Raw genomic sequence first — 17,041 nt, 5'->3', positions numbered from 1 at the left:
CTCAAATGCGTCCCCCCTATGCGCTGATGTCTTACGGCGAGAAGGAAATTTCTTTTACCGATATTAGATGAGTCTAATATCGGTATTAGTCCGGGTGCTGATTATCTGACGCTTGGCGATGGGGCTTCCTTACAGCTCCATACGGCTGCGCTGCTTGGAGGCGTGTGCCTTGCGGTCCGCCTCCGTGGGGTGAAATGCCGACCGTGTCGCCATCTGCTCCACCAGCTTGCGGTCATCGCCACTGAGCCGAGAGGGGATGTGGACCTGGATCGAGATCAGCTCGTCCCCTCTCCGGGCATCATCGACGGAGGGTAGTCCCTTATTCCGCAGTCGCAGGATCTCACCGGGCTGGGTCCCCGGCTTGATCGTCACCTTGACATCCCCCTCGAGGGTCGGTACGATCACCTTGCCACCGAGGATCGCCTCATCGATCGGCAGGAGGAGGCTGTAGAGCAGGTCGCTGCCGTGGCGCACGAAGCGCTCATCGGAGCGGACGGCAAACTCGACGATCAGGTCACCGCTCACACCATCATTGGGGCCCGCATTGCCCCCACCGCGGACGCGCATCTGCATGCCGTCCTCGACGCCAGCGGGGACGTGGATCTCCTGTACCTCCTCGCCCGACTTTACCCCCTGGCCGGCACAGTGGGAGCACTTCTTACGGATCTCCTTGCCGGTGCCGTGGCAGGTAGGGCAGACGCTCTGGGTCTGCATCTGACCGAAGAAGGACTCCTGAGTGCGGATCACGGTGCCCGATCCGTGGCAGGTGGGGCAGGTGACGACGTCACTCGGGCTCTCGGCTCCGGAGCCGTGGCAGTGCTCGCAGGGGACCTGCTTCTTGATCTTAAGCTTCTTCGTCGTCCCCTTGAGTACCTCATCGAGGGTCAGGTGGACCCTTATGCGCAGGTCGGATCCGCGCATCTGACGACTGTAGCCACCGCCGCCTCCACCGAAGCCACCGAAGCCACCGAAGCCGCCGAAGCCACCAAAGAGATCGCCAAACTGGCTGAAGATGTCCTCCATAGACATACCTCCGCCACTGAAGCCGCCCGCCCCGGCAGCACCATCGACACCGGCGTGGCCAAACTGGTCATACCGCTGGCGCTTCTCCGGGTCGCTCAGGACACTATACGCCTCGGCAGCCTCCTTAAACTTCTCCTCGGCACTCTTGTCGCCCGGATTGCGGTCCGGGTGGTACTTGAGGGCAGTCTTGCGGTACGCCTTCTTGATTTCATCGGCTGAGGCCTCCTTGGTGAGCCCCAGTATCTCGTAGTAATCTCTCTTCGTCGCCATATCTCTTACTTGCCCACCACCACTTTAGGATGGCGGATCACCTTGTCATTGAGCACATAGCCCTTGAGGACGCAGTCGATGATCTTCCCCTTCTGCTCCTCCGTGCCGTCGCTCATGGCGACAGCCTCATGCAGCTCGGGGTCAAAGTCGACGCCCTGTACCTCCATCTCATGCACGCCCTCGGAGCGGAGGGCGCTGATGAACTTATCCCTCACCAGCAGCACGCCCTCCTTGACAGCATCGACATCCGTCGCCTGGTCCATGCTCTCGATGGCGCGGTCAAAGTCATCCAGCACGTCCAGCATCGTCACCACGGTCCGCTCGGCGCCATACTTCATGAGGTCGGACTTCTCCCGGAGGGTGCGCTTCTTGTAGTTGTCAAACTCCGCCCTCAGACGCAGGTAGCTGTCCTGCAGCTCAGCGTACTTGTCGAGCAGATCGTCTACCCTCGACTCCTCCTCATCCTTGGGCTCCGGGGTGGGGGTCTCATCGTCTGTCGGGGTGGTCTCCTGCTGCTCTACCTGCTCCTCTACCTGCTCCTCCGGATCCTTCCGGTGGGGGGCATTCTTATGCTTCTTATTCTCCTTCATATCTCGATAAAATACTATTGTCTCTTACGTGACCGCACACAAGAGGGGCGGTCGGCATCCTTTGGTATGCAAAAAGGGTACCAGACCGCCCGACTATCTCCTACGCTGTCAGTTACGACCGGTATGACCGAAGCCGCCCTCGCCCCTGTCAGTGTCGTCGAGCTGGTCGGTCTCGATCCACTCCACCTGCTCGTAGCGCGCCAGGACCATCTGGCAGATCCGCTCTCCCGGCTCGATCGTGAAGGGCTCGCGGGAGAGGTTGATCAGCGCCACACGGATCTCTCCGCGGTAGTCGCTGTCGATGGTGCCGGGGGTATTGAGCACCGTGATGCCGTGCTTCATCGCAAGTCCACTGCGGGGGCGTATCTGCACCTCGTACCCCGCCGGGATGGCGAAGTAGAGTCCGGTCGGGATCAGCGCCCGGTCGAGTGGCTCCAGCGTCATCGGCTCCTCGAGAGCGGCACGGAGGTCGAGCCCGGCTGAGCCGGCTGTGGCGTGGGTGGGGAGCGGTTGTCCGCTCTTATTCACTATCCGAATGGTCGTAGACATGGGTAAAAAAGGGTGAGTGGGGTCAGAGGTGGAGACCATTATTCTTGATCGCCCGCTGCAGTCGCTCCCGGAAGCGCCGCTCCTGCTTGGGTGAGAGGCTCACCTCGATCGGGAGGTAGAGGATCCGGCTGCGCTCCTCGGGCGTGAGCTGGTCAGCGTGGCTCAGGAGCCGCATCCCATCCTTCTCCGTGGTGATGAGGAAGCAGTCCGGATCCTGGATCAGCTCCCTGAGCTCCTCCAGATCATCCTCGTCATACGGATGGTGGTCGTCGTACACGATCAGCTCCTCCGTCTCCGGGAAGAGCTCCCGTACCTTGTCGAAGAAGTGCTCCGGGTCGGCGATACCGGCGACTGCGGAGATGCGTGACTCCGGGGTCGGGGCCGGGCCGGGCTGATCGGTGTCAAAGAGGGGGGTCGCCGCACCATACACGGGACGGCTGAAGTAGACATCCTGGTAGTCCTTGAGCGGAAGCTCGCCCATCATCATCCTTAGGTCGATCGGCTTGCAGTCGTCCGGGGTGTGGGTGACGATGATCGACTCCGCCCGATCCGCAGAGGAGGGGTCATCGCGAAGCGTACCGTAGGGCATGAAGCTGTCGCGCGTGAATGGGTGGTCGTAGGCTGTGAGGACGATGCTGTAGGCGGGGATCACCGCCCGGTGCTGAAATCCGTCGTCCATCACCACTACCTCGGGGCGTAGCTCCTCCGGCATCTGCTCGAGGGTCTGCAGGGCTCGCTTCCGATCCCCATCCACATAGACAATGACCTCGGGGAACTTCCGCTTGATCTGGAGCGGCTCATCCCCCACCATGGAGGCATCATCGTCTACGGAGACCACCGTAGGACCCTTGCCGGAGCGACCATAACCCCGCGTCAGCACTGCGATCCGATACTCGTTGCGGAGCATCCGGATCACCCGCTCGACGTGCGGTGTCTTGCCGGTCCCCCCTACAGTGACGTTGCCGATGCATATGACCGGGATAGAGGACTTATACCCCTTGAGCATACCCTCATCGTAGAGGAAGTTGCGCACTCCCACGCCCCACCCGTAGAGTAGGGCGGGGACCTTGAGTAGGATATTGTGACTTCCGATCCTCACGATGAGCGATGCTTCTCCTTATCCTTACCGCAGCAGTGACGGCAGCAGGCTGCTCTCCCGGGGCTTGCTGATCCAGAGACCCTCCTGCAGCTCGTAGGGCACCTGAGCTCGGACACCTACCTGGCTGTCCAGCATCCGGGCGGCGTACTCCATCAGGCGGTCCTCCCGGCTGGCTGTCATCATCCGCAGGCGAGTCTCCAGACTGGTGCCGAAGAGAGACTCCCAGAAGTCCTCCTTCTCCACCATATCGACCACCTTGTAGTCGTCGAGGTCGGCGAGGCGGGCTGCCTCCTCAATAGCCGTATCGAGGGTGCCGAGCTTATCAACGAGACCGAGACGGAGGGCATCCTGCCCGAGCCATACACGACCCTGACCAATCGAGTCGACCTGCTCTTTCGTCATGTCACGCCCCTCAGAGACGCGGGTGAGGAATTGGTCGTACCCCTCCTCCACGTACTTCTGCATCAGCGCCTGCTCCTCCGGACGCATCTCGCGAGTGGCGTCTCCGAAGTCAGACATCTTATTTGTCTTCACGGTGTCAAAGGTGAGCGCCAGCTTATCGGCCGTGCCCTTGAAGGTGGGGAACATCCCGAAGATGCCGATCGAGCCGGTCAGCGTGTAGGGCCCGGCGATGATCTCGCTCGCATTGGACGAGATGTAGTACCCGCCCGAGGCGGCCATGCCACCCATCGAGACGACGATCGGCTTCTGCTCCTTGAGCCGGATCACCTCGCGGCAGATCAGCTCGGACTGTGCGGCGGAGCCACCACCTGAGTTGACGCGCAGCACCACCGCATCGATGTCATCGTCATCGGCGATCTCGTGGAGCTTGTCGGCGATGCGCTGATCGATCAGCTTGGATTGCGTCGCGAAGGGGTTGTCATTGGACGGGCGACCATCCACGATATTGCCCTCGGCGTAGACGACAGCGATCTTATTGATCGACTTGACCGGCTTGCGTGCATTGAGCACCAGGTCTGCGCGCACCTCGTCCAGCTCGTCCGCATCCTCATCCTCGTAGATCTTGGAGGCGAGTACCTGCTCAATGTCGGTCTCGTAGACGAGCGAGTCGACCAGTCCGTACACTAAGGCGGTATCGATGCGGCTCATGAAAAGACCCTCGTCGGCATAGCGGTGGAAGACCGCCTCATCGATCCCGCGTGCCTCGGCCATCTCGCTCACCGTCCCCTGCCAGAGACCATCTAAGAAAGTCTGCGTCTGGAGCCTATTGGCCTCACTCATATGGTCGAGCATGTAGGGCTCGACGGCGCTCTTGAAGGTACCGACCTTGAAGATCTGAAACTTCACCCCGAGCTTCTGCAGGAGACCGGTGTAGAAGGGGATCTGCGAGCTCAGTCCCGACAGCGCCATCATCGCCTCCGGACCAGCGTAGATCTTATCTGCCACGGAGGAGATGTAGTAATTGCCGAGGGTAAAGGCCTTCCCGTACGCGTAGATCGGCTTGCCTCCCTCCTTGAAGCGCAGCAGCGCGTCACGGATCGCCTGCGCGGTGTCGAAGCTCATGAAGCACTGGTCCAACCTCAGCACGATGGCGTCCACCTTAGAGCTCGTCCGTGCCTCCTCGATGGCGCGGACGATCTCCGGGAGGGTGTAGCTCTTCTTGTCGCCATCTCCACCGAAAGCAACGATCGAGCTGAAGGCATCGTCCGTGGAGGTGTCGGCTATCTCGCCCACAGGGTCGAGGAGTAAGACGCTGCCGGAGGAGAGGGTCGTCTCCGTCTTGACCTTATTGCTCTTGATCAGGTCGGTGATCCCACCGATCATCGCCCCGAGGATCAGCATCGAGAGGATGATGACTACCACATTGGCCAGCACAAATCCTAGACAGGATGCGCCCACCATTTTGAGAAAATCTTTCATTACCGAAGTTGTATGTTGTCTTTGACTTATATCCCGGATGGTACTCCCTCCACCCTCACCCACAAACTTACCAATCTTTATGAAATGATAGAAATTAGCACCCGAAAGTCCTTTTCTTACACAGCGGTCTAAGAGCGGTAAGAGCTGCATCTATTACCGGCATTAGACTAGTGGTGTCCTCTGGTGGTCCCGGTGTGTATGCCCAGCAGGGGCTATGCTGTGGGGCATTTTGTAGCGGTCTTATTCTTCGTACCTTTGCCGGATAATAAACAAAGAATACTTATTTGATGAGTGTAAGTCATACCGAGGGCACCTTCGATATGCTCGCCAAGACGATGGCGGGCCTGGAGGATATCCTCTGTAAAGAGCTGGAAGCCCTGGGCGCGTCTGATGTTAAGCCGGGGCGTCGTATGGTTGCTTTTAGGGGCGATAAGCGCCTTCTCTACAAAGCCAATGTCCATCTGCGCACCGCTCTGAGGGTGCTGGTCCCGATTGATCAATTTGAGGCTACTAATGCGGACGAGCTCTACGAGCATCTGCATAATGATGTGAACTGGGGGGACTTCCTGGAGCCCAATAGCTCTTTTGCCTTCGACACGGTGGTCTACTCGGATGTCTTCACACACAGCAAGTTTGTCGCCTACCGCGCCAAGGATGCGGTGTCGGACTTCTTCCGGGAGCACGCCGATCGTCGCCCCAATGTCGCGGTGACGGATCCGGACGTGCGCTTCCACGTCCATGTCGCTGACACGGTGGTGACGCTGGCGCTCGACGCCTCTGGGGAGTCGCTCCATAAGCGGGGCTACCGGGTGGCGCAGGGACCTGCACCGATCAGCGAGGTGCTGGCAGCGGGGATCCTGATGCGTGCCGGATGGGATGACAGCTGCGTCCTGCTGGACCCGATGTGTGGCTCGGGGACGTTCCTGACTGAGGCGGCCCTGATGGCAGCGCATGTGCCACCGGGTATCTTCAGGGATCACTTTGCCTTTGAGCGGTGGCTCGACTTTGACCGGTCGCTACTCGATGAGGTCCTTGAGGACTGGGATGAGGTGGAGCCGAAGCATAAGATCTATGGCTCGGACATCAATCCTAAGGCGATCGCCATCGCCCGAACGAATATCCAGCGTGCAGGCGTGCAGAAGTACATTGACCTCAATGTCTGCCCTGTCGATGCCTATACGCTCGACAACCGACCTGCCGACACCGGGCTCATCGTGATGAATCCGCCTTATGGGGAGCGTATGCGCCCTGAGTCGGTCGAGGGGCTGTATGGCTCCATCGGCTCGACGCTTAAGCACGCCTTCTCGGGCTGGAAGGCGTGGATCATCTCCTCGGGCCAGGAGGGATTTGATGCCGTGGGGCTGAAGCAGTCCGTAAGGCAGGAGCTGTACAATGGCTCCATCCCGTGTGAGCTGCGTGGCTACGAGCTCTTTGCCGGGAAGCGTGACGAGCATCTGCAGGAGCTGTCGGATGCGGGAGAGCTGGAGCCTCTCGAGGAGCGTGGTTCATTCTATAGAGAGCAGGAGAACTTCCGTCGATCGATGACTGGTTACCGTAAGGATGATCAGACCTTCGACAGCGACCGGGAGCGTCGTCCGCACCGGAGTGGCAAGCCCTATGGGAAGCGTCCCGCTGGTGATGGCGAGCAGTCAGAGGATCGTCTGCGTCGCTTCGAGCGTCGCCCGTATAGGAGTCGGGATGGTGAGCAGTCAGAGGATCGTCCGCGTCGCTTCGAGCGTCGCCCGTATAGGAGTCGGGATGGTGAGCAGTCAGAGGATCGTCCGCGTCGCTTCGAGCGTCGCCCGTATAGGGGTCGGGATGGCGAGCAGTCGGAGGATCGTCCGCGTCGCTTCGAGCGCCGTCCGTATAGGGATCGGGATGGCGAGCAGTCGGAGGATCGTCCGCGTCGCTTCGAGCGCCACCCGTATAGGGATCGGGATGGCGAGCAGTCGGAGGATCGTCCGCGTCGCTTCGAGCGCCACCCGTATAGGGATCGGGATGGCGAGCAGTCGGAGGATCGTCCGCGTCGCTTCGAGCGCCGCTCCGGTGGGGAGGGCTTCCGCCCTCGTCGCTCTGACCGCAGAGACGACAGCCAGCCTGCCTTCCGCGCGAAATTAGGCGATGATGATCGCCAGGAGCGTCGGCCTCGACGCTATGATGACCGTGAGGAGCGACCCCGCTCTTTCCGCCCCCGTCGCCGAGAGAAGGACTCGGAGGAGTAAGATAGGAGGCAAGCCTCTTTTATCCATAAAAAAAGGAGATCTGATCACATCGTGGATCAGATCTCCTTATATTATATGGTATGCCAGCCGGTCAGACGAGGTGTCCGAGTAGGGTGGCGCTGGTGACGTCGTCGATGTGGCAGCGGACCGTGTCACCGAAGTGTATGCCCTCCTTTTTGTCAAAGACCACCACCTTGTCCTGCGAGGTGCGGCCGGAGAGCTGGGCTCTGGATCGCTTGGAGAAGCCCTCCACGAGGACCTCCACATCCAGTCCGATCTGTCGCCTATTCGACTCCTCAGAGAGTCGGCGCTGCAGGTCGATCATACGGCTGAGCCGGTCGATCTTGACCTCCTCGGGCACATCGTCGGCGAGGTACTTGGCAGCGTAGGTGCCGGGGCGCTCCGAGTAGTAGAACATGTAGGCGCTGTCGAAGGGGACCCACTCCATCAGCTCGAGGGTCTCGCAGAAGTCCTCCTCCGTCTCGCCACAGAATCCGGTGATCATGTCGGTGGTGATGGCGCAGTCGGGGAGGATCCGGTGGATCGCCTCGACTCGCCTCTTGTACTGAGCGACGTCATACCCGCGACGCATCCGCTTGAGTACGGCATCGGATCCACTCTGGAGGGGCAGGTGGATGTGGCGACAGATATTGGGATGCGCTGCCATGGCGTGGAGGGTCTCATCGGTCATGTCCATGGGATTGGGTGACGTGAAGCGGATCCGCATCTCAGGAGCCCGATCGGCTACCATACTGAGGAGACGTGGGAAGTCGGTCGTCTCTCCTGCCTCGTCCGTGTAGGAGTATGCGTCAACCGTCTGTCCGAGGAGCACCACCTCCCGATAGCCCATCTCCCGCATCATGTCGAGCTCGGTGAGGATGCTCTCCACCTCCCGGCTCCGCTCCCGCCCCCGAGTGTAGGGGACGATGCAGTAGGTGCAGAATTGGTCGCACCCTCTCATTATAGATAGGTATCCTGAGATGTGGACCCCGGGGAGCTTTACCGGCACGATGTCGGCGTAGGTCTCGGATCGGGAGAGGGTGACATTGACTGCCGGCTCACCCGCCTCGGCGGCGCTGACGAGATTGGGTAGGTCTTGGTAGGAGTCGGGCCCGGCGACCAGGTCGGCGTGGTGCTTGGTGATGAGTGCTTCCCTCACATTCTCCGCCATACAGCCCAGCACACCGATGACGATAGGGCGGGCGAGCCTCTCCCGCAGAGCTCTCAGCTGGGAGAGGCGGGTATAGATCTTCTGCTCCGCATTCTCTCGCACAGAGCAGGTATTGAGGAAGATCGCATCGGCTTGGTCGATCTCCTCAGTCATCTCGTACCCTATGGTCTGCATTACAGCGCGTATCACCTCGGAGTCAGCGACATTCATCTGGCAACCGTAGGTCTCTAAGTATAGGTATTTCGTTGTCTGCATCTTATGGCGTCTCTTTAGCGACCGCAAAGGTACGAAAAAGGGTGGGGGCTTAAACCATTCCGCCCTTTCGGCATCAGACGCATAGGGAGGAAAGGTGGATGGTGTCGCTTATTTGCTTAAATTTGGATCACAATCACTGACTTAGAAGCACCTGAGACAATGCACAAGCTACTGATCATCATCGCTCTCATCGTAGTAGGTAGGCTCTTCTCCGAAGCAGGTAGGCTCCTCTCCTCTCCGAAGCGCGATCGGACGAGGACGGGAAAGCCGACTCGTGGTAAGATCAGGGGCGAGGCCGAGAAGGGCAAGGAGGTGGAGCCGGGTGATCTCCGGCGGGCGCTGAGCGAACTCCTAAAGCCAGCGGTAGAGCCCGAGAAGCCTCATCGGAGGAAGCGGACAAAGCAGATGCCCCCGGTGCCTCAGGTCGTGGACGAGATGAGAGGACCTGCTATGACCCCGGCCTCCACCGACACGACGATGCGGATGAGGGACTACCACAGCACGCTCAGGCCGAGCGAGTATATCCTACAGCGACGTCAGGATGAGATGGAGCACCTCTCCCACTCAGTGGCTAACGAGCCAGAGGAGTGTCTCGGGAGCGAACTCTTCGACACTGAGGATAGGAGCCAGACCCTCCGCGATGCGATCCTGAGAGCAGAGATCCTGAGACGGAGAGGGGCTTAAGTCTCGTAGGAGGAGTGCAAAAGCCTGATTTGGTCTCTCATTTGAGCGATAGGACAGCGATTTTGATGAAATAAGATTTTATTTACTACCTTTGTATCGAAATGGCAGGTAGTCCTCAAGCCGGCTCTTGACTGAGCGGTGCGAGAAGGCCTAACCAAAACAGATAACATACATTATTAATATACACTAACGAACTTAGGAAATTATGAGAAAGACTCTTCTTACTCTCTCCGCAGTTGCTGCAGGCCTCATCGGCATGTCAGTAAACGCACAGGAGGTTAAGTCCAACGAGGAGTACCTCGCTGAGACCCCCGCCAACAAGGTGGCTTTTGAGCCCACCAGCAGCCACTGGTTCATCCAGGCTCTCGGTGGCATCAACGTCCCCTTCTACACTCACTGGAAGGATGGTGCTGTCGTAAAGGCCCAGAGAGACGCAGCCTTTGGTGACAAGTTTAGCTGGAGTGCCGGCATTGCTGTAGGTCAGTGGCACAACCCCTACTTCGGTACCCGTCTGGCTATCGACTACAACAACATCAAGGCCTTTGGTGCCGCTAAGCCTATCGAGCTTCGCGCCATCAATCCCCACTTTGATTTCCTCTTCGACATCACCAATTACTTTGCTCCCTACGATGCCAATCGTGTCTTCCACGTAGTGCCCTACCTCGGTCTGGGTTACTTTGGCTCCAACATTATGGGTGTGGATCAGAAGGCATCTGATGAGAACTTCAAGGCTATCTTCACCGACACTAAGGTGAATGGTGCTAAGGATCAGTTCTTCGGTGAGATCGATCACGCTATCTCTGCCAACCTCGGTATTGACTTCAACATCAACTTCACCCCGCGTGTGGCTCTGACCATCGCTCCCCAGGCTACCTTCGTACCTGGCTACGACAAGGGTGACATCATCACTGGCGTTCGCGGTGGTCTTACCTTCAACGTAGGTGACGTAGAGTTCAATGGTGTACAGCCTATGGACTGGGATCTCGTCAATGGCCTCCAGAGCCAGCTCAACGACCTCCGCAGCCAGAATGCTGAGCTCAGCAAGCGTCCCGTACGCTGCCCTGAGTGCCCTGAGGTACAGTCCGCTGCTGTAGCTCAGAGCTATGAGAATGTCGTTTACTTCCGTATCGACAGCTCTAAGATCGACAAGAACCAGGAGATCAACCTCTACAACACCGCTGAGTACGTCAAGGCTAACAACACCCCGATCACCGTCACCGGCTACGCTGACGTACAGACCGGTACCTCTGACTACAATATGCAGCTCTCTGAGAAGCGTGCCCGCAACGTTGCTGACAAGCTCATCAACGAGTATGGTGTACCTTCTGAGCTGATCACGATCGACTACAAGGGCTCTGACGTTCAGCCCTATGACATCAACGCCTGGAACCGCGTAGTCATCATGAAGAGCAAGTGATCTGATCCCTTAGGGAACACTCACTAATCTACCGAGAGGTCTCACAGGATTGCCTGTGGGATCTCTCTTCTTATTTGGGGACTCAAAAAAAGTGTCCCCGTAGTCTACATTTTTAGTCCTTAATAGATAGAAAGAGACCCGGAGAGACCATAGGAGACAATCCCCTTATGTGGAGGTGGTATATTTGCGTCACTAAAGCTTTCAGAGAAGTTAAGTGCCCATATCTCAGCCAAGACGACACTGTCACTGCCTTGGATCATTGAGAAAATAGCTACATTTGACACTGTATTGGGCTATTGTGATAAAGCGTTAGTCTATAATATGTGGTACGCAAAGATAACATCGTCATGAATGGAGATAATGGCAAGCTGCTGATCTATCAGGTGCTACCCCGTCTATACGGCAACGTGAGCGGGAAAAATCGCCCCGGTGGTTCAATAGAGGAGAACGGTTGCGGTAAGCTGAGTCACTTCACCCACGAACGACTCGCGGACCTCAGAGGTCTGGGCTTTACTCATATCTGGTACACCGGTATCCTCGAGCATGCCACCACCACCCCTTACCCGGGGATCACGCACGATCACCCCGATGTGGTGAAGGGGCGTGCCGGTTCTCCCTATGCGATCAAGGACTACTACGATGTGGATCCCGACTTGGCCGATGACCCGGCTGCGAGGCGGGACGAGTTTCGCCGGCTGGTGGATCGGACGCACGCTGCCGGACTGGGTGTGATCATCGACTTTGTCCCCAATCATGTCGCTCGGCAGTACCACTCGGACTGCAGACCACCACTGGAGGAGGACTTCGGGGAGCAGGACGATCGGGGTATGCGATTCCGCCGGGACAACAACTTCTACTACCTCACCGATCAGATGCTGGTGATCGGCTCAGACTACGGACCTGAGCCAACCGCCTACTCGGAGTATCCCGCACGGGCGACGGGCAACGATGTCTTCCACGCTCAGCCTACTCGGGACGACTGGTACGATACGGTGAAGCTCAATTATGGCGTCGACCCCGACACCGGTGAGACACACTTCGAGGAGCCGGTCCCTGACACTTGGACCAAGATGTACCACATCCTCTACTACTGGTCTGTGCTCGGTGTCGATGGCTTCCGCTGCGATATGGCGGAGATGGTGCCGGTCCCCTTCTGGCGCTGGGTCATTAGAAAGCTCCGTCCCGACTTCCCGCAGTTGCTCTTTATCGGCGAGATCTACCAGCCGTGGCGCTACCGGGAGTATCTGGATGCGGGGTTGGACTACCTCTACGACAAGGTCGGTCTCTACGACACCCTCGTGGGGATCCTCAAGGGAGAGCGCGCTGCCTCCGACATCACTTCCGTCTGGCAGTCGCAGGAGGGGCTGTCGGGGCTGATGCTCCACTTTATGGAAAATCACGATGAGCAGCGGCTCGCCAGCGACTTCATCGTCGGCACGGGAGCCAAGGGGATCCCTGCCGTAGCGGTCTCCGCCCTGATCGACGGCGGACCGATGATGATCTACTTCGGGCAGATGCTCGGGGAGCATGGTATGGATGAGGAGGGCTTCTCAGGACGAAATGGTCGGACCACGATCTACGACTACTGGTCGATGGAGTCGATGCGGGCACTACACCACCCAGTCCTGCTGTCGGAGGAGCAGCAGGAGCTCCGAGAGCGGTATCGTCGCCTATTGGAGGTGGCACGCTATCCGGTCTTTTACCACGGGCTGTTCTTTGACCTTATGTACGCCGTGAGTGACAGGCTGGACCCCTGTAAGCAATACGCCTTCCTCCGCTACAGACCGGGCAGGCTCGCACTCGTCGTGGCGAACTTCGCTGACCACTCCGCCGACCTCGCCCTGCCGATCCCGGAGCATGCCTTTGAGACCCTTCGCTGTCCCCAAGGGAAGAGCTGTCGCCAGCTGGATCTCGGCACGGGAGAGGAGGTGGTGGTGACCTTAGAGAGCGACCGACCATACCGCATCAAGGTACGCCCACACGACTACAGCGTCCTCCTCTTTAGCCCGCTTAGTCCCTACTTTCCCGAGTGATATGGATCAAGACATCGAGAGCTACTTTGAACAAAAAGGGGTCAAGCCCACCGCCAATCGCATACTTGTGCTGAAGGCACTGCGTGGCGAGGAGCACCCGGTGACGCTGACGGATCTGGAGCTGACACTCAGTCCGATGGATAAGTCCAGCATCTTCCGCGTGCTGACGCTCTTCTTGGAGCAAGACATTGTCCACGCCTTTGAGGACGGTCGCGGTTTGCTCAATTACGAGCTCTGTGGCAGCGAGGGTCCATGCGACCGGCAAGACGAGCACATCCACTTCTACTGCGAGTCGTGTCGCCAGTCCTTCTGTATGGAGGACCTCCCGCTGCCGGCGATGGAGCTACCGGAGGGCTATACGCCCCACTCGCTCTCCTTTGTCATCAAGGGCGAGTGCCCGAGGTGCCGCCGACAGCACGAGAGCGACTGATTAGGCGGTTTTCGTAGCGGTCTACCCTTTGTCCTCTTTTGGATAAAGGGTAATCGCCTTATCGGAATGAACGTAAATAACATAAAAAATAAGTATCTTGCGCCTCTGTTTCTACACCGATTTTTCCACTTGTTTTATGATGAATCGAAGACTTTGTATACTCTTTTCGCTCCTTCTGATGACCGCCCTCACTATGGTGGCGAGTGCTCAGTCAGGGAGCGGCCACCGGGTCATTACCGGTCTCGTAATCGAGGCGAATGGGGAGCCAATCCCCGGTGCCACGATCTACGCACCGGAGTCCTCTAAGGGGGCGATCTCTAAGGTAGACGGCTCCTTCAGCATTGAGGTCCCTGTCGGTGAGAAGACCCTCTCCGTCACCTATGTGGGAATGTCCACGGTGGTGCTCAGCCTCAAGCCGGATAAGTCCTACTACAAGGTCACCCTCTACGAGGATGTGGCCAAGCTGGACGAGGTGGTAGTCACCGGCTACCAGACGATCTCGAAGGAGCGGGCGACCGGATCCTTTGCCATCATGGGTAAAGACGATATCAGCAAGAAGCTTGACACCTCACTGCTTAAGCGGCTGGAGGGAGGGATTGCTGGACTGCAGTCGCGCGGGGGGAGTGAACTGCAGATCCGTGGTGTCACTTCCCTCATGGGCTCCTCCAAGCCACTGATCGTGGTGGATGGAATGCCACTTGAGGGAGATCTCTCGAGCATTAATCCCTCTATGATTGAGCGAGTGACGGTGCTCAAGGATGCCGCTGCCGCCTCTATCTATGGAGCGAGAGCTGCCAATGGCGTCATCGTCATCAATACCGTGAGTGGCTCTCGAGATGGAGGTTTCAGCCTTTCCTATGACGGCACAGTGGAGGTGACGGCGAAGCCCTCGTATGACTACCTTCACCGTCTCTCCTCTGCTCAGCTCGTCGATCTATCGGAGTACGTGATGGAGAGTCAGTTTTCAGGAGTAACCTGGTCTGCCCTCTCATCGCTGAGACAGTCGTATCCCTACTTTATGGAGCTATACTCTAAGCGCACCGAGGGGCTGATCACCGACGCAGAGTATCAGGCAGAGCGTAGTCGACTGGCAAGCTATAGCAATACCGACGATATAAGGGATGCGCTTCTTCGTACAGGGCTTATGCAGACGCATAATGTCAGCATGATCAAGTCTGGGAAGGGTAATCGCTTCATCGCCTCGGTCAATTATGCCGGTAACCACCCGACGGATGCCCTGTCACGTGATCGATCGATAGGTTTTTCGCTCCGTAATCTGATCGACTTCTCTGACCGTCTCTCTAGCGATATTTCCGTGTCGGGTAACTATGGGCGATCCTACTCAGACGATGGTTCGCCCAGTGCGCTCAGTCTCCTTTATAGCCTTCCCTCCTACGTCCCCATCGTGGACAAGGGATCCTATCTGAGTCTCCCTACGGAGCGCAGTGAGCACTCCAAGGCTGATCTCCTGGCGAAGGGGCTGGAGAGCGAGGAGTACAATCCTCTCCGTGATCGTAGCTTAGAGTGGTCTCGAGGGGAGAGTAGCTACACACGCGTCAATGCGAAGCTGTCCTATAAGCTGCTCACCGGACTGACACTTGATGGTCAGCTGCAGGTGGAGAAGGGAGCCAAATATAGTAAAAGCTATTTCGACGCCACCTCCTACACGGTCCGGGAGATGCGTAATAATGCCACCGTCATTGAGAATGGCGCATACGTCTCCTATATCCCCAAGGGAGGTCAGCTCAGCGAGACGAGGAGTGGGATGACCGGCTACACAGCCCGGCTTCAGGCCAATTACGACACCAGCTTCGGCGAGGACCACCGACTGACTGCCCTCGCCGGTACGGAGTGGCGCAGGATCCACTCCACCTCCACCTCGTCCTACCTGATGGGCTACGACGATATTTCTTTGGGATCGGTACCCTATGACGCCGGTAAGCTTGCCAATCTCTCTGGGACGATGTCGATGAGCGGTCGCTTTACCTTCCCCTCCAATCACTACAATCGGGTGACCGACCATGACGATCGCTTCATCTCGATGTACGCTAATTTCTCCTACGACTACCTGGATAGGTATAATCTCACCGGAAGTGTCCGCATCGATCAGTCCAATCTCTTCGGCACCGATCCGAAGATCCAGTACAAGCCACTCTGGTCTCTCGGTGCCGCCTGGGCGATGCATAAGGAGGACTTCATGAAGGAGGTGACCTGGGTCGATCGTCTTACGCCCCGCCTTACCTATGGTATCGGCGGAAATATCCCTAAGGTCGGAGGTCCCTATATGATCGTCCAGACCGGTCAGTATGGAGAGATGAACCGCCTGCCCGGCAGTACCATCCAGACACCGCCCAATCCCTCCCTCACCTGGGAGCGGACAGCGACGCTCAATCTCGGTCTCGACTTTGCCATCCTCCACAACCGTATCAGCGGATATATCGACCTCTACGACAAGGCGACGAGCAACCTCCTCGGTACCCGATCCGGTGATCCGACACTTGGCTGGCCAAGTCTCCTAATGAACTATGGAGCGATGAATAACCGCGGTGTGGAGCTGACTCTCCATACCATCAATCTCCAGAGCCCGGACTTCCGCTGGAGCACGGACTTTACCTTTGCCTTCAATCGCAACAGGATCCTCGATGTAGACGAGCCGAACAAGAGCGTCAATAAGTACATCATGAGTGACTATGGTGTGCAGGCCTCCGGGTATCCGGTCAATAGCCTCTTTGCTCTCCCCTGGGCCGGACTCTATACCACCGACGAGGAGGGCAATCGGATCGAGCAGGGACGCCCGCACGTCTATACCACCACCCCTGATGGTAAGAGAGTGGCGGTCACAGAGACGGAGCGTATGGAGGATCTGATCCACGTCGGTACGCTCACCCCGGTGTGGAATGGCGGTCTCACGAATACTCTTGAGTACAAGGACCTGTCGCTCTCCTTTGCCTTCGTCTACTATGGCGGTCATAAGTTGCGCCAGGTGGTGGCTCCCTACCTCTCCGGACTCAATTTTGTCACTGCCGGGACCAATACGGATGCCGACCTGATCCACGCTTGGCGTAAGGAGGGCGATGAGGACAACCCCCTCACCACACCTCTTTTCTCAGGTAATGATCCCACCGATGGCGAGAAGGCTTCCTGGTACGGCGCTGACAAGCACGTCCTCTCCGGGAACTATATCCGTCTGAGAGATGTGGTACTCGCGTACAGACTGCCAGCGACGCTTCTCCGATCGATGCACCTGACCGATGTGACGCTACGTCTCCAGGCCAATAACCTCTGGTACTATGCTGCCAATGGTAAGGATATTGATCCTGAGGCTTACTCCTTCGGGGTGGGGACACCGGCACGACTGCCACAGGTGCCTGCTTCGTTCTCCTTCGGACTCTCACTTACGCTCTAACCTATCGACTC

12 protein-coding genes are annotated in these 17,041 nt (G+C 58.0%); 6 read left to right on the top strand and 6 right to left on the bottom strand.

The genetic code is table 11. The annotated features are described in order from the left end of the window. Positions 1-129: 129 nt before the first annotated feature. The 5 genes from dnaJ to sppA form a co-directional block, all read right to left on the bottom strand. Positions 130-1,293, bottom strand: a complete 1,164-nt coding sequence (dnaJ, locus tag QZR17_RS04645) for a molecular chaperone DnaJ (RefSeq protein ID WP_296158740.1) — start codon at positions 1,291-1,293, stop codon at positions 130-132. Positions 1,294-1,298: 5 nt separating this feature from the next. Continuing rightward, the gene (locus tag QZR17_RS04640; RefSeq protein ID WP_297128247.1) at positions 1,299-1,883 is read right to left on the bottom strand and encodes a nucleotide exchange factor GrpE; all 585 of its coding nucleotides are present in this window, start codon (positions 1,881-1,883) and stop codon (positions 1,299-1,301) included. A gap of 108 nt (positions 1,884-1,991) precedes the next feature. Beyond that, positions 1,992-2,432: a dUTP diphosphatase gene (gene dut / locus QZR17_RS04635; protein WP_297128245.1), complete on the bottom strand. Its 441-nt coding sequence runs from the start codon at positions 2,430-2,432 to the stop codon at positions 1,992-1,994. A 22-nt stretch (positions 2,433-2,454) separates the two neighbouring features. Beyond that, the gene (gene lpxK / locus QZR17_RS04630) at positions 2,455-3,531 is read right to left on the bottom strand and encodes a tetraacyldisaccharide 4'-kinase (RefSeq protein WP_297128242.1); all 1,077 of its coding nucleotides are present in this window, start codon (positions 3,529-3,531) and stop codon (positions 2,455-2,457) included. Between the two features lie 24 nt (positions 3,532-3,555). Further along, positions 3,556-5,412, bottom strand: a complete 1,857-nt coding sequence (sppA, locus tag QZR17_RS04625) for a signal peptide peptidase SppA (protein WP_297128239.1) — start codon at positions 5,410-5,412, stop codon at positions 3,556-3,558. A gap of 287 nt (positions 5,413-5,699) precedes the next feature. On the opposite strand from sppA, the gene QZR17_RS04620 reads away from it, so the two are divergent. After that, entirely contained in the window at positions 5,700-7,634 is a 1,935-nt protein-coding gene (locus QZR17_RS04620) for a THUMP domain-containing protein (protein ID WP_297128235.1), read from the top strand. Between the two features lie 91 nt (positions 7,635-7,725). Here QZR17_RS04620 and miaB read toward each other — a convergent pair whose 3' ends face one another. Next, complete coding sequence (gene miaB, locus QZR17_RS04615) at positions 7,726-9,060, bottom strand: tRNA (N6-isopentenyl adenosine(37)-C2)-methylthiotransferase MiaB (RefSeq protein ID WP_297128233.1); 1,335 nt, start codon at positions 9,058-9,060, stop codon at positions 7,726-7,728. 159 nt (positions 9,061-9,219) lie between these two features. Between miaB and QZR17_RS04610 the strand changes: the two genes are divergently transcribed. From QZR17_RS04610 to QZR17_RS04590, 5 genes are all read left to right on the top strand, one after another. Further along, complete coding sequence (locus tag QZR17_RS04610) at positions 9,220-9,744, top strand: hypothetical protein (RefSeq protein ID WP_297128230.1); 525 nt, start codon at positions 9,220-9,222, stop codon at positions 9,742-9,744. Positions 9,745-9,949: 205 nt separating this feature from the next. Then, positions 9,950-11,161, top strand: coding sequence for an OmpA family protein (locus QZR17_RS04605; protein ID WP_297128226.1), 1,212 nt, complete (start codon positions 9,950-9,952; stop codon positions 11,159-11,161). A 323-nt stretch (positions 11,162-11,484) separates the two neighbouring features. Continuing rightward, the gene (locus QZR17_RS04600; protein ID WP_297128222.1) at positions 11,485-13,194 is read left to right on the top strand and encodes an alpha-amylase family glycosyl hydrolase; all 1,710 of its coding nucleotides are present in this window, start codon (positions 11,485-11,487) and stop codon (positions 13,192-13,194) included. A gap of 1 nt (position 13,195) precedes the next feature. After that, on the top strand, positions 13,196-13,624 hold the full coding sequence (locus QZR17_RS04595) for a transcriptional repressor (RefSeq protein ID WP_296158796.1): 429 nt from the start codon (positions 13,196-13,198) through the stop codon (positions 13,622-13,624). Positions 13,625-13,760: 136 nt separating this feature from the next. Beyond that, complete coding sequence (locus QZR17_RS04590) at positions 13,761-17,030, top strand: SusC/RagA family TonB-linked outer membrane protein (protein WP_297128219.1); 3,270 nt, start codon at positions 13,761-13,763, stop codon at positions 17,028-17,030. Positions 17,031-17,041 lie beyond the last annotated feature (11 nt).

Source organism: uncultured Porphyromonas sp. (assembly GCF_900541275.1).
Lineage (GTDB): Bacteria > Bacteroidota > Bacteroidia > Bacteroidales > Porphyromonadaceae > Porphyromonas_A.
Note: the sequence above shows the minus strand (reverse complement) of the source record. Positions and strands in the feature narration are given on the sequence as shown.